This is a genomic window from Nocardia sp. NPDC049707 (genome assembly GCF_040674855.1).
Classification (GTDB): Bacteria; Actinomycetota; Actinomycetes; order Mycobacteriales; family Mycobacteriaceae; genus Nocardia.
This window is the reverse complement of record NZ_JBFANN010000043.1, coordinates 44974-67259: the sequence shown is the minus strand read 5'-3', so window position 1 is coordinate 67259 and position 22286 is coordinate 44974. Positions and strand designations below refer to the sequence as shown.

The window sequence follows — 22286 nt, the reverse complement described above, 5'->3', positions numbered from 1 at the left end:
GATGCCTCAAACGCTACCTCGCCCGCGAGCTCTACCAACTCATCACCGAACCCACCACTTGACATCCATAGGAGCATCTCGCTCCGCGGTGGTCGGTTAGGGCGGGGCGTTCGGCACTTGACGCTCGCGCGTGTGGTGTGTGCGCTTCGACGAGTCGGTCGCGAGGCGGGCCGCGAACGTCGCTCGTAAGACTCGCTCCGTGGTGGTCAGTGATGGCGGGTCGTTCGGCATCTGGTGCGTGCGCGTCGAGTCTCGTGTCTGCGCCGCATGCGCTTCGGCCACTCGGTCGTGAGGCGGGCCGCGAACGTCGCTCGCAAGACTCGCTCCGTGGTGGTCGCTGATCGAGGGGCGTTCGGTACCTGACGCTCGCGCGTGTGTGTGCGCTTCGACGACTCGGACGCGAGGTGGGCCGCGAACGGGTCGCTCGTAAGACTCGCTCCGTTGCGGTCGGTGATGGCGAATCGTTCGGCATCTGGCGCGCGTCGGGACTTGCGCCTGGGGCGCGTGTGCTTCGACGGCTCGGTTGAAGTCGATGGCCGCGCCTTCGCGCGGACGCGAGGCGGGCCGCGAACATCGCTCGTAAGACTCTTGCTCCGTGGTGACTGAGTAATCGCCGAAGCTCGTGGCGCCGCCCGCGCCAATTTTCGGATGGTGCGGGCGGTTTCGGTTGTGGCGGGGTTTATTCGGCGAACGGTGCGCGGCTGATCAACTGGCGGAAGCCCGCGGTTCGCATGAGCCATTGGGTGCGTCCGTTCGGCACTGCGGCCGCCTCGTTCGTGAACGCTTCCGTCATATGCTGTTTGAAGTTGTGCCGCGGATGACGGCGCAGTAGTTCCTCGACCCAGCTCGGATCGAGATCGGACATCCGCGCTCCGAACACGTCAACGGCCGCACCGGCGGAAACGAAGCCGAGATCGTCGACCTTGTCGGCCACCCCGACGGTGAGATGCGCGGCGATCGCGGCACCGACCGTCTCGGCCTGCTCTGGCGTCGCACCCGCGCCGATGACGAATTCGACGGCGCGCTCCGCCCCGGTCACCGCGAAACACCTTCCTGGCGTTGGATGTTCGAGCTGCACATCGTGCAGTAGGCAGGAGACGTAGGCCAGCTCGTCGCCGTATCGGGTGCCATCGAATTCAGCGAGTGCCCGTCCGAAGAAGTAACTCCGATACGAATGCGCCAGCACGTGTACCGAAAGGCATTCCCGCGCTTGCTCTTCCGCGGCCTTGGCCAGTTTCGAATCGGGCAGTTGCAGTGCCGCGAAATCCACCCGTCCGCTGCCCCGCCTACCGAGCGCCAACGCGACCTGCCCGGCAACGAGCCGGGGCACTCCCGCAACCAGCTTGGTGGTCAGCTGCCTCCGCTGACCACCGGAAAGCGCCCCGCCGGTACGCCTCGCCCATTCCCAATCCAACCCAACAGGCGCACCCACGTCGCTCTCCTTCTCCTGGACCACGTCTTGCTGTCCAGTGAAGTCCCCCAGCCGTACGCAGACGAGTGGCGCAAATGCCAGTAACCCTCGGATTCCCGCCAATCCCGCGGAAACCCGCTGGACGAGTGATCACGTGGAAACTGCGGTGGCACGCGAGAAGCCGCCGCCATCAGTTCCACCTGATCTCGATTGCAGGCAGCTCAGCGGAAATCGGATGCGTGGTCCATTGCCCATTGGGCGAAGGTGTGCGCGGGGTGGCCGGTGATTTCTTCGACGATCGTCGATACCTGCGGTGGTTCGGTGACTCCGGCCTTCCATCCGGCCAGGACGGCCTCGACGCCGATCTCCGGCATGGTCTTGCTCAGTTCCGTGCGGGCCTGTTCCTCGGAAATTACCTCGAAGGCGATTTCGCGATCGATGGCCGCGCCGATCTGCCGCACCTGTTCGCGCAGGGTCAGTGACTCGGGGCCCCATACGGTATGGGCCTGGCCTTGGTGACCGGGCTCGGTCAGTGCGGTCACCGCGAGTGCAGCCAGATCCTTCTCATGGATGGGTGCAGTCCGGGCGTCGGGGTACGGCATCCGGACGACACCCTCGTCCCGGATGGGACGTTGCCACCACCACACTGCGTTCGTGGCGAACATGCCGGGGCGGATGAAGGTCCAGGCCAGTTCGGATTTCTCGATGGCGCCCTCGATGACGCTGTGCATCAAGGCAATTGGATTGCTCGAAGCATTGCTCTGCACCACAGCGCCCGACGATAGGAATACCACGTGCCGTACCCCGGCGGCCTCGGCCGCCGCCACGAAACCTTCGATCCCCTCGGGCTTGGCGTAGAGGAATACGCGCTGCGCGCCTTCGAGTGCGGCGGGAAGCGTTTCGGGCTGCTCGAGATCGGCCGCGACGACCTCCGCGCCCGGCGGGAAGCCTGCGGTGGCGGGGTTCCTGCTTGTCGAACGGACTTGTTCCCCTTTCGAATTCAGGCCTGCCACCACGTGGCGACCGATATTGCCGCTGGCTCCGAAAACGACTGTGACCATGGTCGGCAGCGTAGGTTATCGGGCTTACCCATAGTAAGGACATACCTTCAGGTAAGCTCTGGAAATGACGGTACGTTCGCAGGTCCAGCCCACTACCTGGCGGGGTATGAGTGACGCATTCAACAGCGACTGTCCGGCACGCGAGGTGCTCGACCACATCACCAGCCGCTGGGGCATGCTGATCCTGACCGCGCTGACCGATGGGTCACTGCGGTTCTCCGAGTTGCACACCAAAATCGGTGGTATCAGCGAGAAAATGCTGTCGCAGACATTGCGCACACTCGGGCGCGACGGGCTGATCGCGCGCACCGTCGAGCCCACCACACCACCGCGGGTCAGCTACGAACTCACCGAACTCGGCCAGGGACTCACCGAGTCGCTGCACCAGTTTCTCGGCTGGATCCGTGAGCACACGATCGAGGTGGTCGCCGCCCAGAGCCGCCACGACAGCCAGCTCGATTAACCTCTCGGCGCTGTCCTGACAGCTTGCCTCGCAGAGCAATCGACTGGTCCGCACTGTGATGGCCAGAGCCTGTGCGTCAGCGCGAGTGCCGTTTGGCGGGAATCACGGTGGTGCTTGGATTCGTGCCAGACTGATGGGGTGAAGCAGGTAGTCGCGTTGGCGTTGGATGGCGTCATGGCGTACGACCTGGCGTGTGCTGTACAGGTATTCCGCCACGGGCCGGGCAAGACGGGGGAGCCGGTGGGGTTCGAGATGCGGACCTGTGGCGTGCGGCCCGGCCCGGTGTGGACTCCGAACGGTTTCGAACTCGCGGTCGACGCGGGACTCGAGGCGCTGACCAGCGCCGACATTGTGGTGGTTCCGGGCATCGGGTTGCCGACGCTGCCGCCGGCCGATGCGGTGCTCGATGCGCTCCGGGCCGCGTCGGCACGAGGCGCGACCATGGTGAGCATTTGCGTCGGCGCATTCATCCTCGCGCGGGCCGGACTCCTGGACGGGCGGCCGGCCACCACCCACTGGGCATATTGCGACGAATTCGCGGAACTGTTTCCGGCGGTCAAGCTCGACCCCGCCGCACTGTATGTGGACGACGGCGATGTGCTCACCTCGGCGGGATTGTCCGCGGGAATGGACCTGTGCCTGCACATCGCGCGTCGTGAGCTGGGCGCGGGGGCGGCAGCCGATCTGGCCCGCTGGAATGTGACCCCACCACACCGAGAGGGCGGTCAGGCACAATACATTCCGGATGCTTTGGGCGGCAATGACTTTCCCGGCGCCCTGGCCGCTACCATGGCTTGGGCGGTGGCGAATCCGGCGGCGGCGCCGGATGTTTCGGCGCTTGCTGGACATGCGCTGATGAGTGAGCGCACGTTCATCCGTCGGTTCAAGGCGGAGGTGGGTACCACGCCGCGGCGTTGGTTGGAGGCACAGCGAACGGTGCGTGCCAGAGAGTTGCTGGAGACTACCGAGCTGCCCGTCGAAGTTGTTGCGGCACAGTCCGGATTCGGTAGCGTCACCGCATTGCGGGTGCATCTGCGCGCGGCCACCGGGACGACGCCCGCTGGTTATCGCCGGTCGCTGCGCCGCTAGCGGATCTCGTCGGCGAACGGTGCATGCCCCCCGGTAACGATCGGCTGATCTTGTCGGATCGGCGGATCTGGAGCCGCCGGTGCGCTACGGTTGATTTGCCCGGCTGCGCTTCGTACCACAGGGAAGCGTGCCCGGGAGGGGCGTTAATGCTTCGCATGTTTTCCGTCACGTGACCGCCCAGTTCGATTGCCAACTATTAACCTATTAATTGAATCGACGGAACTACTTCCCTTTCGACCCGTGAATCCGCATACCCGCGGCCAGCGATGAGATCGACGCGTGAGAGGTGGTTGGACCATGACCGATCTGGAAATCGGCCCGCAGGTCGCCGGTATCGAGTCGGCGACCGCGAGCACTCCGCTGCAGCGCGCTGTCGGACGTTTGCAGGATGCGCTGCCGTCGGGTTGGCAGGTCGAAATCGTCGACCCACCCGATACGCCGAGCATCGTCGACGCACCGGGTCGTCATCCGGTAGTCCGGGTGGTTGATGCCGGGGCTTGACCCCCGTTCCCAGTACCTCCGCCTGGCGTCAGCCTGGTCTTACCCGGTTTCCGGCGGTGAACTGGCCCTATCCCGTCCATCCCAACGGCATCAGCAGGGACTTCTGCTCGCAGAACGCGTCCAGACCCTCCGGTCCGTTCTCGCGGCCGAGGCCGGAGTTCTTGTACCCGCCGAACGGCGAGCTCGGGTCGAACGCATACCAATTGATCGCATAGGTTCCGGTACGCACCCGCGACGCGATTTCCGCACCGTGCTCGATATCGGCGGTCCAGACCGAGCCGGCCAGGCCGTATACGGAATCGTTCGCGATGGCCACCGCCTCGTCCTCGGTCTCGTACGGGATGACCGACAGGACCGGGCCGAAAATCTCCTCCTGCGCGATCGTCGACTTGTTGTCGACATCGGCGAAGATGGTCGGCTCGACGAACCACCCGCGGTCCACACCGGCCGGGCGACCGCCGCCGAGCACCAGTCGCGCGCCCTCTTCCTTGCCCTTGGCGATATAGCCCTCGACGCGGTCGCGCTGGCGTTCGGAGATCAGTGGGCCGAAGGTGGTCGCCGGATCGGTGGGATCGCCGGTCTTCAGCGTGCGCACATGCTCGACCAGGGCGTCCAGGATCTCGTCGTAGCGGCTGCGCGGCGCGAGAATGCGGGTCTGCGCGACGCAGCCTTGGCCGCTGTTCATCAGACCGGAGAAGGCAAGCACCGGAATATTGGCGATATCCATATCCGGCAACAGAATTGCCGCCGATTTGCCACCGAGCTCGAGCGAGACGCTCTTGAGCTGTCCGGTCGCAATGGCGCCGATCTTGCGGCCGACCGCGGTGCTGCCGGTGAAGGTGACCTTGTCGACGCCCGGATGCGAGACCAGATACTCCGCGGCATCGGCCTCGGCGGGCAGGATCGACAGCACGCCCTCGGGCAGGCCCGCCTCGGTGAAGATTTCCCCGATCTTATTGGCGGTCAACGGAGTCAGCGGCGCGGGCTTGAGCACCACGGTGCATCCGGCGAGCAATGCGGGCGCGAGCTTATTGGCCGCGAGGAACAGCGGGACATTCCATGCCGTGATGGCCGCGACCACCCCGCGCGGCTCGCGCGAGACCCGCGTCGTGCCGAACAGGCCGGTGCGGGTTTCGTGCCAGGGGAAGGACTCGGCCAATCCGGCGTACGCGTCGAGCGCGGCCACCGCCGGAATCTGGTTGAGCGTCATGGCGATCATCTGCGGTGCGCCCATTTCCGCGGTGAGCGTGGCCAGCAGATCGGCCGAACGCTCCTCGATCAGGCGGGCGGCGCGTGTCAATACCTGGGCGCGCTCGGCGGGCGGCGTAGCCGGCCACGGACCGTTGTCGAAGGCGTGCCGGGCGGCGGCGACGGCGGCGTCGACATCGGCGCGACCGACCACCGGGACGCTGCCCACCGGCTCGACCGTCGCGGGCGAGATGACCTGGAGGCGCTCGGTGGCGGCGGGCGCGGTCCAGCGGCCGCCGATGAACAGGCTGTCGTAATGCATGAGAACACGTTACAGTTTTGTGGCCCGATTGTCTGTAACGTGTTTCAGTTTTCCCCTCTGGTCGGCATGCTGAACAGCGCGAATTCCGACCTCCCGGTTCGCTTTTCAGAGAACGCACTATTGCGTTCTGTTGTCGCACCGGTCATGCTGTAGTACTGATCAGCTCGCTCGATTCATGAACCGATTACGCAATTGGGGAGTCAGAGCCATGGCGGTGCAAGTGATCGGTCGATCGCTGATGACCAGCGATCAGACCGAGCATCAAGCTAAAAGTGTCGGCGCGGGTGGGTGGGTGGTTTCCTTCCTACCGGGCCGGACGCTGACCATTGAACAGGCTACGGCCGCGATGCAGGCCGCCGAGGCGGTCGCCGTGGTCGGGATGCTGGCCTATCAGGTCGGCCTGACCACCCTGGAGACGGTGGGTCTTGCCATTCAGGAATCGCCCTGGGCGGCGACGGTCGACGCATGCGGGCGCAGGAACTGGCGCCGGGGTTGGCTGGAGTAGTAGCGCTACGGCTTGGTCGCCACTACCACCAGATTGCTCACCAGCAACTCTCGCAGTATCGGTACATGAACCACCCACCAGGCCCAACGTGGGTGGTAGCGGGGGAATACGATGTGCGCATCCGCGGAAGTGCTTGCGGCCCAACGTAACCCGTCGGCGGCACCGACCGCGAACAGCGATGTGCCGAAGCGGTTCTTCGGTTCCCGGCCGGTCTTGCGACGGTAGCGGCGCGCGGCGTACTCGCCACCGAGGTAGTGCCACGGTCCCGTTTCGTGGCCGCCGAACGGGCCGTGCCACACCGTGTACGACAACACGATCAAGCCGCCCGGACGGGTCACCCGCACCATTTCGTCGGCCATGACCCACGGGTGCGGCACATGTTCGGCGACGTTCGAGGAGAAGCAGATGTCGACCGCGTTGTCGCGGAACGGCAGTGCCATACCGGACCCACGGACCGCGCCGGCCACCGAAAGTCCGGCGGCGTGCATCTCCGATGGGTCGGGCTCGACAGGGATGTAGCGTGCACCGGTCTTGACGAATTCGTCGGCGAAGTAGCCGGGGCCGCCGCCGACATCCAGGATGGTCGCGCCATTGAGGCCGCGTCCGGTGACGTCGGTGTAGAAATCGCCGATCATCGTCGCGCTGTCGGCGGCCAGACCGCCGTAGAACACTGCGGGATCGGTCTGCTCGAACCGGAAGCTGCCGAGCAGCCGCAGTGATCGGCGCAATGTCGCCCGCCGCGCGAACCGGGAGATGGCACGTCCACGCCGTGGGGTATACGCCGCCACGGCCTCGGCTGGCTGGGTTTCAGCTGTCGGCACGGCGCAGAGTCTCGCACAGTGCGGGCGACGCACCGCAGTCCCCTGCCTGGGTGGGAATTCACGCGAGCGTTGGTTGCGGTTCATTCGGTGTCCGATTGCCTGGATGGGGCGCGGTGCGGGCTGGTCGGACGGGGTCGCGGGTTAGGGTGTACGGCGATATCCTTGACCTGCCGACGAGAGAAGCTTCACTGTGCGCGAAGTCCTCCTGCTGTGCTGGCGTGACACCGGGCACCCGCAGGGCGGCGGCAGCGAACGGTACCTGGAACAGGTCGGCGCTGAGCTCGCCGCCCGCGGGGTCAAGGTCACGCTGCGCACTGCGCGCTATCCGGGCGCACCGAAGCGGGAGCGCATTGACGGCATCGATATCAGCCGGGCCGGCGGGCGGTTCTCCGTGTATCCGCGGGCACTGGCCGCGATCGCATTCGGACGGCTCGGCATCGGGCCGCTGCGGAGGGTGCGGCCCGATGCGGTGATCGATACGCAGAACGGGATCCCGTTTTTCGCGGGTACGGTGACCAAGGCGCCGTCGGTGGTGCTGGTGCATCACGGGCATCGGGAGCAGTGGCCGGTCGCCGGACGGTTCGTCGGGCGGATCGGCTGGTGGATCGAGTCGCGGCTCTCGCCGCGGGTGCATCGGCACAACCAGTACCTGACCGTTTCGCTGCCCTCGGCCGAGGAACTGGCCACGCTGGGGGTGGACGGTTCCCGGATCGCGGTCGTCCGCAATGGCGCCGAACCCGTTCCCGCGGACGCACCGACCGGTTGCGCGGAGACGCGCTCCGCGGAGCCGCGCATCGTGGTGCTCTCGCGATTGGTGCCGCACAAGCAGATCGAAGACGCGTTGGCGGTTGTCGCCCGACTACGGAGTCGGATTCCCGGCCTGCGGCTCGATGTGATCGGTGACGGTTGGTGGGCGGACAACCTGCAGGCCGACGCCCGCGACCTCGGCATCGCCGACGCGGTCACCTTCCACGGCCACGTCGATGAGCGGCGTAAGCACGAACTGCTCGCGCGCGCTTGGGTCCATGTGCTGCCATCGCGCAAGGAGGGCTGGGGCCTCGCGGTCATCGAGGCGGCGCAACACGGGGTACCGACGATCGGTTACCGCAGTTCGCGCGGGCTCACCGATTCCATTGTCGACGGGGTGACCGGGATGCTCGTCAACGATGTGAGCCAGCTCTGCGAGTCCGTCGGTGAGCTCATCGATGACCCTCGAGCGTGCGCTGCCATGGGGGAGAAGGCCCGTGCCCGCGCGCGGGAATTCTCATGGGAGCAAACCGGGAGGGGCGTGTACGAGGTACTCGCAGCCGCGGCTCGCGGGGAGCACACCTCGGGGCTCATCCCGCCCGGGCCCTGATCGCGGTCGTGTGGCGAACTCGACGCTGATTCGCCAGACGCGTGCGGGTGTTGTCGTGGCCCGGTATCGATCTCGCAATGTTGTAACGCCCGGACTCGAGTGCATGCGCTGCCATTCGGGTGGCAACAGCAGTACACAGCGCTGGCGCACAAGCAAGCGACGCCGCGGAGAAGGCTCTGTTCGGGCTGTATGACGAGGTCGATCGGCCCGACATCGTGTGGACCGGGGACGGCCCCGGATACGGCGACACCTACGACGATGGCGCAGATCTGAAGCTTGCTGTGAAACGGCTGCGGTGTCGGCGCACTATGGCCGCCAGCAGCGGACCGCCGACCAGCAGGGCGGCCCACAGGATGTGGGCGGCATAAGCGATCACACGGTGTGCGGACTGCGATTCCGCGACATGGTCCGTGGCGTCGGGAACTCGGTACAGCGTCAGCTGTGAGTCGTTGTAGACCGAGTCCAGCTGGGCGAGAGTTGTTTTCGACGCGCCGAGCGGTCCGGGTGTGCTGTGTTCGACGAGAACCCAGCCGACCCCGAGCTCACCCAACCGCTGCGCCGAAGCGCCGTGCAGCAGTGCGGTTTCCACCTCCTGCGCCCGGACACCCTCACCGGCCACGGTGTGCCCGTCTACCGGAAGCTCACCGGTCTGCAACACATCGCGCGGCAGCATGCGCGGCGCCGGATCCAATACCGCCACCTTGCCGGTGTCGGGAAACTTCCGAAACATCCCGCCGGGCAAGACCGCAATATCCCCGGGCCCATCGATCCGCTCCGCGACCCGCTGCCAGCCGATCGGATAATGCACCGGCCGCAGTGCCCCGCCGACGCCCCGGGCCACATCGAACAGCGGCAGCGTCAGCAGTGCGATGAGTGCCGTTGCGGTCAAGGCCATGCCAGTCGTCCGCGAGTGCGCGGCGCCGGTGTGGGGCGCGCAGCGCACCGCGATGGCGCGGCACCCAGCGGCGGCGCACAGCGCATAGGCGGGCATGGCAAGCGCCACATACTTCTGCGTATCCCGCAACAGTCCCGCCCCGGGCACCCGCGCGACAAGCCACTCCATGCCGCTCATACCCCATGACGTCGCTCCCACCGCGGGTAGCACGACAGCGAACACCGCCAGCACCAGCAGCCCGCGCCGAATTCGCAGGGCCGCGCGGTCGATATCGCCCGCGCAGGCGGCATGGTCTGCGCTGGTCGCGATGTCGGGGTGCGCCGAATGGGTGGTGACGGTATCGGATTCGACGTCATCGGCTCGGCGACGGGTAGCGCGCGTCTTGATCCCGGCGGTGGTGCGGATGCCGGTGGCCACCAGGGCGAGGAGTAGCGCGGTGGCGATCAGGGCGAGCGGGGTGGTGCGAGAGCCGGGGACGGCGTCGGCGTTCCAGATTCCGCCGAGTCCGGCCAGCGATCCGAGGGTGCCGAGGGCGGGTTCGGCGCGGGCGGCGAAGGCGGCGATTCCGGCCGGGTCGGAGGGTTCGGAGCCCGCGCCGGACAGTGCCGTCGCGGTCAGCCATGGCGCGGAGCTGGCCAGCAGCAACGCCAGCGTGCCGAGTAGGTTGCGGCGTCCGACCAGAACCAGAGCGGTGCTGCCCGCCAGCAGTGCCCCCGTCGGCGTCAGTCCCGCAGCCGCGAAGCATCCGGCCAGAGCCGCCCACGAACCCACCGCACCGCCATGGAAAGCGGACTTCTTTCCGTAGTCCGTGCCGATGATCGTGCCGTGGTCTCCCTCGGCCGCGCTGGGTGCACGCATCTTGTGCGCGGTATTCGTGGCGCGGCCCGTGGTCGCGGCGGCGGTCGGCGGTGTCCTTCGGAATGCGGCATCCGAGGTGCTCGCGCGACGGGCGCGGATTCGGTAGGCGGCCAGTGCGGTCCACGGCAGGGCCGCATATCCGGTCAGCAGACTCCAGTGACCTTGTAGCAGGCGTTCGGCGACATAGGGGTTCCACATGGCCACGGTGACGGCAACCAGTTGCGGACCGGTCGACACCCGGAGCAATTCCCGGGATAGCACTGCGGCGCCGAATCCGGCCGCCCACAGTGCGACGAGCAGGATCGCCTTGACGATCACCCCGCCGTCGACGAGTGGTGTGAGGGCGGCGAGCAGCGCGTCCTGCGGGACTGCGCGCGGAGCTGCATCGCCGAGACCCAGTGCCGAGTCCGTCATATAGGAGCGCGGTGTGCTGACCGCATCGCGCAGCAGGAGATAGCCCGGCCCCAACAGTGGCCCGGCGATCAACACCGCCATCGCTCCGCTGTAACCGGCGGGGACGAACCTCGTCCACCGGTCGCGTCGAGCCGGGTCGCTGCCACTCACGCCTGTGCACCTTACGTACCGACGAGCACACCGCCACCGTCCGGTGCTGGGCCCGGTTACCTGGGCGACCGGCAGCGCACGGGCCGACTCAGTGCCGCGCTTGCAGCGCCGCCCGGCGTTCGACCACCCGCACGGCGGGGAAGTCGGCGGCGAAGCCGCGCAACAGTCGCAGCGTCTCGTCGACGGGTTGATCCGTGGTCGCAGTGTCGATCGCGCCGTATAGGCGCTCCTCCACCCGCGCCACCTCCGCGGCGAGGCGGCGTCCCGCGGGGGTGAGGACAAGGGTGATCTGGCGTCGGTCGGTGGTGCCGGTCTGCTTATCGATCAGGTCCATGGCGACGAGCCGGTCGACGAGTCGGCTAGGACTGCCACCGGTCTCGCAAACCAGCAGGTCGCCGAGTCCGGCCAGCGTCAGCGGCTGATGGTCGGCCAGGACGCGCAGGACCTCGGCCTGGGATGGCGTCAGTCCGAACGGTCGTAACTCCGAGGAGAGTTTTCGGTTTCCCTCGCGCTGAATGGCGAGGATGAGATAGCGCAGTTCCTCAGCAGGCCGCACGGGTGTGCACCTGCCGAGCGCCGTCGAATGAGCGGATGGACGTCATAGTCGGCCATTTTAGATGTCGTGTAACGCGCTGAGGTCCGGCACGGACGGCTGGCTGCTGAGTCCCTCGGCACGGAGGAACTCGGCGATGGCGTTGCCGTAGGTGTGCGGGTGCGAGAAGCGGAACATGTGGCCGGTGCGTTCCAGGATGACTTCCCTGGCGTCGGGGATGCCCTCCCGCAGCACAGCTGCCGCGGCTTTGCCGATCAAGACGTCATGTGAGGGCGTGAGAATGAGCGTGGGCACCGCCACCTGCCCGAGTTGGCCGGTGTAGTCGGCACGCAGCGCCGCGATCGCTCGGGCGCCGAAGGATTCGGCGGGGGTGTTGTCCAGGAACAGTTTCCGGCTTTCGGCCCCGCTCCACGGAATCTGCCCTTCGTGATCATGCGGTGAGGCCAGATTGTGGGCGTGTGCGCGCAGGGCCACCTGACGGTAGAGAGATCCGCGCATCCGCCCCATGGCGCGCATCGCGGTTTTCCGAACCGGCGAGGAAATCGGATTGGCGGCGAATCCGCCCGAGAGCACCAGGGCTTTCAACCCGCGCGGGCGGCGGATGGCCAGCGCCAGCGCGATATTCGCGCCGAAGGAATCGCCGACCAGCACGAACTCCGGCAGCTCCGCGACCACTTCGGCCAGGGCATCGGCGTAGGTCTCCATATCGGCAACGGCTTCGGGGAGTCGCATTGTGCGCATGGGGTGGGCGGCCAGTGGTGAGAGTTGCTCGATATCCCACGGGGCGCCGGAGAAGCAGGGGACAAGGACGAGAGTTGGTTCGGTCATGCAATTAGATTACACGACATATGTGTCGTGTAATCTAATTGGTGACGCAGGTCACCACAATGTGGAGCGCGGTCGCGTGCGGGCCGCGGGGTGGTGAGGTGGGACGATTGCCGCGTGCCTGCTGTCCGTCGTCTCCCCGTCGTGGCGGATCTGACCCTGGTCACGGCTGGGGCGATGACGGCCAATGTGGCGGGATATCTGCTGCAGATGCTGGCCAGCCGGTGGTTGGGCGTCGCCGGGTACAGCGAATTCGCCAGCCTGCTCGCGGTGCAGCTACTGTGCGCGGTCCCCGCGCTGGCATTGCAGAACGTGGTGGCCAGGGAACTGGTGCGCGGTGCGAGTGTCGCGACGCTGCGCCGGTTGCAGTGGCAGTGCGCGGTGATCGTCGCGGTGGTCGCCGCGGTGCTGGTGCCGGTCGTGACGGCGGTACTGAACGTCGACGTACTCGCCTGCTCGGCCGCGCTCGGCGCGGCCCCCGCTCTGGTCCTGGTCTCCGGTGAACAGGGAATCCTGCAGGGCAGCCGGCGCTTCCGTGCCCTGGCCGTAGTCCTGGGCGCGGCCGGAGTAGCGCGTGTGGTCCCGGCATTGGTGGTTCTCGCGGCGGGGGGTGGCACGGCTCCGGCACTGTGGGCCGCCGCCGCGGGAATCGTCGCTGCCGCCGCGTTCGCCCGCGCCGCCGCGGGCTCGCCCCCAGCACGCATTCGACCCGTCCTCGGCCCGGCGATGGAACGGTTGTCCGACGAAGGGCCGTCGGTTGGCGGGGCCGCAGCGCAGGGAGTGCGTTCGGTCGGCGTGCTGCCGGTGCTGCGCGCGGCGCAGGTGCAGGCGGCGTTGATGGCATTGTCCTCGGCGGATCTGATCATCGCGCGAATAGTCTTGGATGAGGCGGATGCGAGCCGGTACGCGCTCGGGGCGATCGCGGCGAAGATCGCCTTCTGGCTGCCGCAGGCCGTGGGTGTGGTGCTGTATCCGCGAATGGCGCAGCCGACGCATTCGGCGCGGGCGATCCGGGACGCGCTGGCCGTGCTGTCCGGGGTCGGCATCGTGGCAGTAATGGGCGCGGCATTGCTGGCCCCGATCGCACCATTGTTCGCGGGACAGGATTACGCGCCGATCCAAGGCTTGCTGTGGTTGTTCGCACTGCAAGGAGCGATACTCGCGGTGCTGCAGGGTGCGCTGCTTTCGGCGATCGCGGTGGACCGCACCGCCCTCGCCGCGGTGACCTGGCTCGGTCTGGCGGTCGAGGTGGTCCTCATGATCGGCTTCGCCCGCTCGGTACCGACGCTGATCACCATCGCGGTCTCGGTCGCGGCGGCCACCACCACGCTTGTAGCAGTGATCGTAGTGCGTACCCCCGACCGCCCAAGCACTGCCGAATCGCCGAGCGCGGCTGGCTGAGCACGCATTATCGAGGCACAACCCGCGACCCGCCGGGGCCGGGCGGACATCTGTTGCAGCGCGGTCGGCTCACCTAGCATCACCAGCATGATCACCGCCGTGCACACGCTGGTCTACGCGGAGGATCCGGACGCGGCCCGCGCCTTCTTCCGTGACGTTCTCGGCTGGCCGAATGTCGACGCCCACGGCGGCTGGCTCATTTTCGGGACGGGGCCGAGTGAGCTCGGCGTGCATCCCGCTGACGGGCCGTCGCGCCACGAGATCTCGTTGAATTGTGATGACATCGAGCAGACGATGACGGAATTGGGCGGGCGTGGGGCGCAATTCGTGGGTGAGATCGCCGAGCGGAGTTTCGGGCGCTGCATCGATATGAGGATTCCGGGCGCGGGGGTGATGCTGCTGTATCAGCCGTCGCATCCCGTTGCCTACCCGCTGGGTTCGTCCGTGCCCTGAGCATCGCATGTGATCCGAACCAACCTGCGCCGAAAACGAACTCGGCTCCCCGGCGCAATGCCGGGGAGCCGAGTATCGGACCAACAACCGTCAGAGATTCTTCTGGATCCTGATCTGCTCGGTCGGAGCGTCATCCCCACCACGATCCGGCCCACCCGGCCCACGCCGACCCGCACCGGCCGGAGCGGCTCCGCCGCGGATCCCGAGGAACACACCGCCGACCACCGCGATGACACCGAGCACACCGAGCACGATCGGCATGATCCGGCCGTACAGCGACAGCTTGTCGATGTTCTCCTTGGCCACCGAGATCTGCGATTCGATGGTGTTCTCGTCGAAGACGAGGTGCGACTTCAGTGCGGTGACATCCGGGTGGTCGCCGCTGCGCGCGTAGTACAGGTTGAGCTGCTCGCCGCCCTTGATGATGGTGCCGGTCTGTGGCTCGACCCACAGGTCCCGGATGTTGGTGTAGAAGCGGCTCATGGTGACCGGCTCGTCGCCCTCCAGGCCCCACTTGGCGGCGGGCAGGCTCAGCTGGTTGGACGGCGCCTTGACCACGTCCCACAAGTTGGTCGGCGGGATGCTCATCTGGAAGTGGTAGACCTTCATGTTGTTGATCTCGGTCTCTTCCATGAAGTTGGCATCGTAGGACTTACGCGTATTGGTATCGAAGTACGGGTAGGTCTTCTTCTCGGTGCCGATCGGGAAGCGGTACTGCAGACCGGTGTGCTGGACCGGGTCGGCAATGCTCTGCAGGTCCTTGGTCACCGTGACGGCGATGGAGCCGTTGGGGTCCTTGGCCACCGGATCGCCGGACGTGCGGTCGATGGTGACCCGGTCCACCGTCGCGGTGAGTAGGCCGGTGTCGCCCTGCTTATCGATGCGACGCAGCGTCTGACCGGCCTGCACGGTCATTTGGGTGGCGTCGGAGGGCTCCTCGACGGTGAGGAACCGCTGCGAGATCATCGGTACATTGGTATCGACCTTGGCCGCGCCTTCCGGTGCGGTGAGCGACTTGGCGTCCAGGACCAGGCTGTCCGCGCCCGGCTGGTTCGTCGCGATGGTGGTGATCTCGAGGTCGAGTGGAGTTTTCGCCAGTTTGCTGACGGTGTAGGTCGGGATCATCACGGTGGCGACGATCAGCAGCGCGCCCAGACCCACGAGCAGGCAGGCCACCGTCCTTCTGGTTCCGGCACTCAGTGCCATACAACTCTCCTCGTCGTAGAACATGGGTCTGTACGGCGAGCACTGCGGGCGCGCCGCGGCACTCGTGAGCCCCGACACTAACAGCCTTATGTCGTACTATGCGGTGCCGAGGCCGGATTCGACGCAGAAATCGCCCGAGTCCAGCGCGAAATCTGAAACGTCGGGTTACCGGCTGGTAGGCGATATTCGTAGCGATTGCTTGCAGGTCGCTCGAAAAGGCTTGCAGACTGGAACTCGATGACCGCCACCCTGCCCGCGCCGACCACCGGCGCACCCCCGCGCACACGGGGTTTCGTGCCCGCCTTGGAAGGTATGCGTGGCATGGCCGCACTCGGTGTGCTGCTGACCCACGTCGCATTCCAGACCGGCGCCGCGAATACGCCGGTGCTGGGTCGGGTGTGGGAACGGTTCGATATGGCGGTCGCGGTGTTCTTCGCGCTGTCCGGATTCCTGCTGTGGCGTCCACACGCGGCGGTGGCGCGCGGACTGGGGACCGCACCGTCGGTCGGCCATTACTTCCGGCATCGGGCGGCGCGCATTCTGCCCGCGTATTGGGTCGTGGTCGCCGCGGTGCTGATCCTGGTGCCGAGCGCGGCCGATACCGCGGGCCTGCGGGTCTGGGTGTCGAATCTGGCGTTGACGCAGGTATTCGTGCCGCTCACGTTGACCGACGGGCTCACCCAGATGTGGAGTCTGTCCGTCGAGGTGGCCTTCTATATCGCGCTGCCGCTGCTGGCATTCGCCGCGGTGCGGCTGCGTGGCGATGCCGCGCGCTGGCGTATCCCTGCGATCCTCGCGCTCGCGGTGGTGAGCCTCGGCTGGAGCTTCGTTCCGGTGCCGACGCCGGACGCCATTCACGCCGACAATTGGTTGCCCGGATATCTGCCGTGGTTCGTGGGCGGCATGTTGCTCGCCGAACTAGTCGTCGATAGGGATCGGCTATCACCCCGCCTTCGGGTGCTCGCCAATCAGCCGGTGATGTGGAGCATTGCGCTGCTCGCCTTCCTGTTCTCCGCGACCGATCTGGCCGGCCCCGCCGGGCTGACCCGGGCCGAGCCATGGCAGTACGCGGCGAAGATGGGTTTCGGCGCGATCATCGGTTTCGCGCTGCTCGCTCCGCTGGTGCTGCGCCCGCCCGGTGCCCGTCCGCATCGCTGGTTGGAATCCGGGGTCGCCGCGATGATCGGCCGCTGGTCCTACGGCATCTTCCTCTGGCATCTCGCGGTGCTTTCGGTGGTGTTCCCGATTTTCGGAATCCTGCCGTTCGGTGGCAATTTCGGCAAGGTACTCATCCTGACCACCGCGATCACCCTTCCGATCGCGGCGGCCAGCTATGCCCTGATCGAGGAACCGGCGCGCCGGTTCGCGCGTGATCGGGATCGCGCCAAGGCCGCGCGCTCGGCTGTGATCGTGATGGAAGCGCGCGACGAGACGGTTGGCTGACCGGATTCGGGCCTGCGGCAAGTGAATTGCGCACGCCTGGTGACTGTGCGCGGGTGGCCGCAGGACTTGGCGTCTGGTCGAGCGTTCCGAACAGCCGGGCGAGATCGAAGGGGTAGGTGCTGGTCACAGTGGCGATCAAGCCCGATGTGCGAGGTCGCCGCGCGCTCGATGCGGACAGCGAGATCAGCGGCTCCCGCGCGATATCGGGCGGGTCGCGGCAGTAGTCAGCTGTCGAGCTGGCGGCGGATGTCGAGCAGATGGTGCCGGAGCTCATGCAGTGTGTGCAGGGCGAGCCAATGCAGGGGACGTTCCTGGTGCTGCGGGAAGTTATAGCTGACGGTGCGGTCCCAGTCCGGGCGTGCCAACCGATCGAGGACGTTGGCGAAGAGCAGGGCCGCATCGTCGAGTTGTCGGGCGACATCCGAGGGCCGCTGCTCGTTGTACCCGTCGTGTTCGACGCGTTCGTCGCGACCCATCGGCTCCAGCGCCGGTGCATCGACCCGGCGCGCGAGCAACACCCGTTCCCGTTGTGCGAGTAGGACATCCCGCACATGGCAGGCATACTCCAACGGCGACCACACCTCCGGCGCGGTGCGCTGCCGAAGTACTCGGTCGACACCGCCGGTGAGCAGTGCCGCGTACTCCGCCGCATGCACTCTGGTCAGCGCCGAAACCTCGGGAACCAGGGCCGGGTCGTACTCGAATCCGCACTCCGCGCAGTCCGTCACCTGTTCGAGGCTAGCAATCGGCGGAATGACTCAACGATGTCCGCGTCGGGCGGGTAGCGCCGCGATGCCGACGGCAATCACGGCGAGTAGTGCGGGCAGTTGGACCCAGAGCGAGCCACCCATATATCCGGTCGCCGCGCGCCACGGTCCGGTGGAGAGGGCAGCGGCGGCGATGGCGGTACCGAGACCGGCAACGGCCGCAAGGACTTTCGATGTCATGGGTGCGGCGAATCGGCTCGCGGCGAGAGCGACCACGGTAAGGGCTGTGCCGACCGGCCCGGCGATGACCGTTGCGACGGCAGCGATGCCGAGCGCACCGAGCATGCGATTGTCCCAGGTGGTCGGCGGCGACCCGGTTGTCGGGATCCGGCGGCGCGGGATGGCGAGCAGGACCAGCGGGATGAGCAGTAGCAGACCGCCGAAGATGCTGAGGCGATACCAGCGGTCGATGGGGAAGGAGACGGTGATGGGATTCGATCCGGCGGTGTAGTTGTCCGGGAGTAGCCAGCCTTGCTGCCAGCCGTTGACCACGACCGGCTGGAGTTCTTTACCGTCGGCGGTGTGCGCCCGCCAACCCGCATTGGTACTGAGTGGCAGGACGAGGAGCTGCCCCGATCTCGTCGTGGCTTGCGGCGCGGCGGCGGAATCGAAATCGGTACGGTTCAGGCGAAGTCGGTCGACGAAGAACAGATCCGTTGGTGCGACCGTCACATCCGCTCGCCCTGCGGCCACCGCGATCGCGTCGGTCGATTCGAAGCCGGTATCGGCCGGGGTGCGAGCTGCACTCGGGCCATTACCGGGGGCTGGGCCTATGGCGTCGGCCGAACCGGTGTGGCCCGCATACCCGGTGTCGGTCGACTCCGGCGGAAGTTCCGAATCGGCACATACGCGAGCGGGAACCGGTGCACCAGTGCGCAATTCATCGGCGGTCGCGGTGACAGACGTATGCACGAAACGGCCACCGAGCGCAATCTTCGGCCCCTGCGAACACGGGACGGTGATCAGCCGGTCCGGTGCGGCGGGCGCGGGGTAATCGGGGCCGAGCACCGACACTTCGGCGAGGCCGGGCGGTTGCGTCTGGGCGAAGCCGAGGGCGGTGCGGTCGAGTACCGGCTTCCAGGTGTGGATGCTCAGTTCGATGCGATCGGTCACGGTGGGCTGCAAGGAGATTCGGGTCGATTCGCCCGATTCGAGCTCGCGGACCTGTGGGCCGTTGCCGAGATTCACCGCCAGCGACAGGGGCGCGGCGGGCAGCTCGCCGAGCGACGGTGTCACGTCGAGACCCGTCACCAGCGCCGGTTCGGGCAATTCCAGTGTCAGTGTCGGTTTGCCGCCCGCCAGATTTCGTACCGAATCCTCCGGCGCGGTCCAACTCGTCCGCGGATCCCCGTCGGTCGCCGCGAAGGCAGAGCCGCGGAGGTCACCGACGTCTGCCTTACCTCGGGCGACGGGACGCCTATGGTCGGTGAGCAGCGCCTCGAGCGCCGGACCCTGCCGCGTCCGCACGGTCAACTGCGGTGTCACACTTACCGGTTCCGGCACCGACAGCGTGCGTTCGAATGTGCCGGGTTCCTCCGGTGCCAGGGCGATTCCCTTACTGCATCGGACTCGGTCCGGCGCATCGAAACACGCACTACGCCCGGGGAATTCCTGACCGAGATCCCAGGCCCGCACCTGCGCGCCCGCCGGCGTGGGCGGCAGTACTGCCCGATGCCGGATATCGACCCGCACCGGCGTGCTGCGGTCGGTGTAGTCGTCCAGGATCAGCTCGCTGATGCCGAATTGTCCACCGCGCGTACCGCCCTCGGTGCGAATGGCGGTAATGGTGAGCCAGTCCGTCTTGCCCGGCGGCAACGAAATCGATACCGGCGTACCAGGTTCGGGAATCCGTGCGGACACACTTCCGTTCACCGTTCGCACCTCGACCCATTTCACCGGATCGCCGATCGCGGCCGCGCTGGTGGTCAACTGCAGCAGCCCGGAGCCGATCGGATGGTCGAGATCGAGCCGAAGCCATTGTCCCAGTGCGTGTTCGGCGCCATTGCTGATCCACGCGGTCGACCGATCGCCGTCCACGACCGCGGCGGTCGAACTGCCGGGCGCGGATCCGCCCAACTGCGTGGCATCGGCTGCCGAACTCGATGCGGTGACCGTCGCCCCCGACCATTCCCCGCGCACCAGTTCCGCGCCGGGCGCCGGATAGTCGGGCACCAGATTGTGCGTGCGGCGCGCATCGTCGGGAGCACGCAGCGCCGAATTGTGATTGTCCACCCGACCGAAGTCGGCCTCCCGGTCCATCGGCGTATCCGTCACGGTCAACGGCCCGATCGGCAGTCCGGCCGCTGCCGCATCGGAGGCGAGCAGTATCGGCGTGGTTCTGGCATCGCGGCGCAGCCGTTCGAGCACCTCGGGCCCGCCCTGAACTGTCCCGACCGAGGCCATGGGCACCGTATAGGCACCGGGGAATGATGTCGGCGCACCGGTGCCGCTGTGAATTTCGATAGGGGTCCCGGCGGAGCTCGCCTCGACCCGGTAGATCTCGACCGCCGGATACGCGGGCCGCAGATCACCATCGACGACCAGATCATCGGATCTGACGGCCGTCCCGATCGGGTTGCCGAATTCGGCCACCTTGTGCAATCCCGGCGACCCGTTGATCGCCTGATGCGCCAGTATCGGCCGGGTCGAACGCGAGGTCTCCGGATCGAGATCGTTGCGCAACACCAGAATTCCGATGCCCTGTTCGGCCAGCGTCGCGGCGAGGCCGGTCGACGGTCTACCGTCGGCGATCAACCGCTGCACCGAATCCATGGCCCGGATGGTGCCCGGCGGATTCAGCGGCACGGCATCGCGAATCGCCCACGGCGTACTCGCCAGCGCCTGCAGCGGCTCGTCGCGGGTGAGCCCCCATACCTGACTGCCGAAGGGGGCGCCGGGCACCACGAGCGCTCGGGTGTCGGAGGCATTGTCGGACAACCACTGCGCCGTCTGCTTCCAGTATTCGGGCACCTCGTCGTAGGCGCCGCGCGGTGCGAGTTTCCCGGTCCAGGCCAGCGAGGTGGACAGCGCCAGCGCGGTGAGGATCAAGGCCGCGACGGCGACCGACTTATCGCGTTCGGGATGTGCGAAGGCCCTGCGCCATACCGGCATCGGGACGGACGCGGGCAGCGGCACTCTGCACAACAGATGAGCGAGGCCGAGTACCAGCGGAATTCGGATCAGCGGTTCCAGCTTGTGCACATTGCGCAGTGGCGCACCCCCGGCATCCAGGAACATCCGCACCGAATCCGCGAACGGTCCGCTCAGTTCACCGACGAATCCTGCACAGATCCCGACCAGCCCGACCAGCAGGATCAGCGCGAGTCGCCCGCGATACGGCATGGACCGCATCGCCAAACCGGCCATACCGGCCGCCGCGAGCAGTCCGGTGGCCAGCACCGCGGCGGGTTGGGTCACCAGCACCGCACCCGCGATCCGCTCCGGCGAGACGAACGGCGTCCAACTGCTGGTGCCGCGTAGTACTTCACCCAGCGACGCCCACTGGGTGGTCACCCCCGAGGATTCGATGTAGTCCAGGAACGGCGGACTCACCGTGCCGAGCAGCAGCAATGGCACCGCCCACCAGAAGGTGGCCAGCACCAGCAGCGGAATCCAGGCCCGGGTGAATCGCCACCAGCTGCGATTCGGCCGATATGACGCCCACCACAGCAGCGCGGGCAGAAATGCGGCGACCGTCGCCACCGCATTGACCGCACCCATCAGCGCCACTGCCAGCGCACTACCGGCGGGCGAGGCCGCGCCGCCGCGTCGATGGCGATAGACGGTGCCCAGCGCGGCGGGCGCGAGCAGCACCCACGGCGCGAGCATCATCGGCAGCGTCTCCGACGAGATCGAACCGAGGGTGGTCAGCACCCGCGGTGCCAGCGCGAAGGTGACCGCCGCGACGATCCTGGACCCGCGCGAGCCGATGCCGAGCGTTTCGCAGAGCCGGACGATGCCCCAGAACCCCGCGAGCAGCAGCAACGCCCACCAGATCCGCTGCGTGGCCCACGCGGGCAGACCGAGCAGATGTCCGACCGTGAAGAACGTGCCGTGCGGAAAGAAATACCCGTAGGCCTGGTTCTGCACCTGCCCCATCGGGGCCTGACTGCTCCACAGATGGGCGGCGCGTTCGAGGAAACCCAGCGGATTCTGCGCCAGGTCGTATTTGGTGTCGGCGACCGTCAGACCGGGCGCCTGGAGGAAGGTGAGCAGGAATGCCGCGATCACGGTCCCGAAGAACCAGCCGCGGCCCAGCCGGGCGCGGTCATGCCGTGCCGCGTCGGAGGAGGTGGGTGAAGCGGGCTGCGGTGGACGGGCGGTTCTCCCGGGCCGCTCCGTGGTCACGCTGGGCTACCGCCTCCGCGGCGGTCGCTCGCCCTGCGGCGGATCAGCGGCTGCCGTACTCAACGTTGTTGAGTAGCGAGGAGGAGGAGTCGCCGCGCTCGATATTCGGCCGCGTATTCTGCTGCACTGCCATCGTGATGACGAACACCGCGATCGCGCCCAACACGGAGCCGGCGACCGCACTCGCAACACCAGGGACAGCAAACTTCATCGCGGCACTCCAATACATCGATGCAGGCACATTCTGGGCCAACCT

Annotated in this window: 19 protein-coding genes; 8 read left to right on the top strand and 11 right to left on the bottom strand. The window is 67.1% G+C overall.

Going from position 1 to position 22286, the window contains the following annotated elements; translation table 11 throughout:
* Nucleotides 1-679: 679 nt before the first annotated feature.
* Entirely contained in the window at nt 680-1432 is a 753-nt protein-coding gene (locus AB0J29_RS29570; RefSeq protein ID WP_364793362.1) for a phosphohydrolase, read from the bottom strand.
* 200 nt (nt 1433-1632) lie between these two features.
* Nucleotides 1633-2472, bottom strand: a complete 840-nt coding sequence (locus AB0J29_RS29565) for an NAD(P)H-binding protein (RefSeq protein WP_364793360.1) — start codon at nt 2470-2472, stop codon at nt 1633-1635.
* A 64-nt stretch (nt 2473-2536) separates the two neighbouring features.
* Here AB0J29_RS29565 and AB0J29_RS29560 point away from each other — a divergent pair, with 64 nt between their 5' ends.
* The 3 genes from AB0J29_RS29560 to AB0J29_RS29550 all read left to right on the top strand — a co-directional run bounded on the left by AB0J29_RS29560 (nt 2537) and on the right by AB0J29_RS29550 (nt 4525).
* Entirely contained in the window at nt 2537-2935 is a 399-nt protein-coding gene (locus AB0J29_RS29560; RefSeq protein WP_364793358.1) for a helix-turn-helix domain-containing protein, read from the top strand.
* Between the two features lie 138 nt (nt 2936-3073).
* Nucleotides 3074-4024: a helix-turn-helix domain-containing protein gene (locus AB0J29_RS29555; RefSeq protein ID WP_364793356.1), complete on the top strand. Its 951-nt coding sequence runs from the start codon at nt 3074-3076 to the stop codon at nt 4022-4024.
* 297 nt (nt 4025-4321) lie between these two features.
* Entirely contained in the window at nt 4322-4525 is a 204-nt protein-coding gene (locus AB0J29_RS29550) for a hypothetical protein (RefSeq protein ID WP_364793354.1), read from the top strand.
* 67 nt (nt 4526-4592) lie between these two features.
* Here AB0J29_RS29550 and AB0J29_RS29545 read toward each other — a convergent pair whose 3' ends face one another.
* Complete coding sequence (locus tag AB0J29_RS29545) at nt 4593-6035, bottom strand: aldehyde dehydrogenase (protein WP_364793352.1); 1443 nt, start codon at nt 6033-6035, stop codon at nt 4593-4595.
* Nucleotides 6036-6243: 208 nt separating this feature from the next.
* Here AB0J29_RS29545 and AB0J29_RS29540 point away from each other — a divergent pair, with 208 nt between their 5' ends.
* Complete coding sequence (locus AB0J29_RS29540) at nt 6244-6540, top strand: hypothetical protein (RefSeq protein WP_364793350.1); 297 nt, start codon at nt 6244-6246, stop codon at nt 6538-6540.
* 5 nt (nt 6541-6545) lie between these two features.
* Here AB0J29_RS29540 and AB0J29_RS29535 read toward each other — a convergent pair whose 3' ends face one another.
* A complete protein-coding gene (locus AB0J29_RS29535; protein WP_364793373.1) occupies nt 6546-7295 on the bottom strand; it encodes a class I SAM-dependent methyltransferase in 750 nt (249 codons plus the stop codon).
* Nucleotides 7296-7551: 256 nt separating this feature from the next.
* On the opposite strand from AB0J29_RS29535, the gene AB0J29_RS29530 reads away from it, so the two are divergent.
* Complete coding sequence (locus tag AB0J29_RS29530) at nt 7552-8718, top strand: glycosyltransferase family 4 protein (protein ID WP_364793348.1); 1167 nt, start codon at nt 7552-7554, stop codon at nt 8716-8718.
* Nucleotides 8719-8968: 250 nt separating this feature from the next.
* On the opposite strand, the gene AB0J29_RS29525 is transcribed toward AB0J29_RS29530, so the two are convergent.
* The 3 genes from AB0J29_RS29525 to AB0J29_RS29515 form a co-directional block, all read right to left on the bottom strand.
* Entirely contained in the window at nt 8969-10966 is a 1998-nt protein-coding gene (locus tag AB0J29_RS29525; RefSeq protein WP_364793371.1) for a hypothetical protein, read from the bottom strand.
* A gap of 157 nt (nt 10967-11123) precedes the next feature.
* Entirely contained in the window at nt 11124-11591 is a 468-nt protein-coding gene (locus AB0J29_RS29520) for a MarR family transcriptional regulator (protein ID WP_364793346.1), read from the bottom strand.
* Nucleotides 11592-11648: 57 nt separating this feature from the next.
* Nucleotides 11649-12416, bottom strand: a complete 768-nt coding sequence (locus tag AB0J29_RS29515) for an alpha/beta hydrolase (RefSeq protein ID WP_364793344.1) — start codon at nt 12414-12416, stop codon at nt 11649-11651.
* A gap of 174 nt (nt 12417-12590) precedes the next feature.
* Between AB0J29_RS29515 and AB0J29_RS29510 the strand changes: the two genes are divergently transcribed.
* Both AB0J29_RS29510 and AB0J29_RS29505 read left to right on the top strand, forming a co-directional pair.
* Entirely contained in the window at nt 12591-13814 is a 1224-nt protein-coding gene (locus AB0J29_RS29510; protein ID WP_364793370.1) for a polysaccharide biosynthesis protein, read from the top strand.
* 87 nt (nt 13815-13901) lie between these two features.
* Complete coding sequence (locus AB0J29_RS29505; RefSeq protein WP_364793342.1) at nt 13902-14267, top strand: VOC family protein; 366 nt, start codon at nt 13902-13904, stop codon at nt 14265-14267.
* Nucleotides 14268-14357: 90 nt separating this feature from the next.
* On the opposite strand, the gene AB0J29_RS29500 is transcribed toward AB0J29_RS29505, so the two are convergent.
* Nucleotides 14358-15473, bottom strand: coding sequence for a DUF3068 domain-containing protein (locus AB0J29_RS29500; RefSeq protein ID WP_364793340.1), 1116 nt, complete (start codon nt 15471-15473; stop codon nt 14358-14360).
* A 237-nt stretch (nt 15474-15710) separates the two neighbouring features.
* On the opposite strand from AB0J29_RS29500, the gene AB0J29_RS29495 reads away from it, so the two are divergent.
* A complete protein-coding gene (locus AB0J29_RS29495) occupies nt 15711-16916 on the top strand; it encodes an acyltransferase (RefSeq protein ID WP_364793338.1) in 1206 nt (401 codons plus the stop codon).
* Between the two features lie 224 nt (nt 16917-17140).
* On the opposite strand, the gene AB0J29_RS29490 is transcribed toward AB0J29_RS29495, so the two are convergent.
* The 3 genes from AB0J29_RS29490 to AB0J29_RS29480 form a co-directional block, all read right to left on the bottom strand.
* Complete coding sequence (locus tag AB0J29_RS29490; RefSeq protein ID WP_364793369.1) at nt 17141-17602, bottom strand: DinB family protein; 462 nt, start codon at nt 17600-17602, stop codon at nt 17141-17143.
* A gap of 72 nt (nt 17603-17674) precedes the next feature.
* On the bottom strand, nt 17675-21940 hold the full coding sequence (locus tag AB0J29_RS29485) for a DUF3367 domain-containing protein (RefSeq protein WP_364793368.1): 4266 nt from the start codon (nt 21938-21940) through the stop codon (nt 17675-17677).
* A 133-nt stretch (nt 21941-22073) separates the two neighbouring features.
* Nucleotides 22074-22241, bottom strand: a complete 168-nt coding sequence (locus AB0J29_RS29480; protein WP_364506637.1) for a DUF2613 domain-containing protein — start codon at nt 22239-22241, stop codon at nt 22074-22076.
* Nucleotides 22242-22286 lie beyond the last annotated feature (45 nt).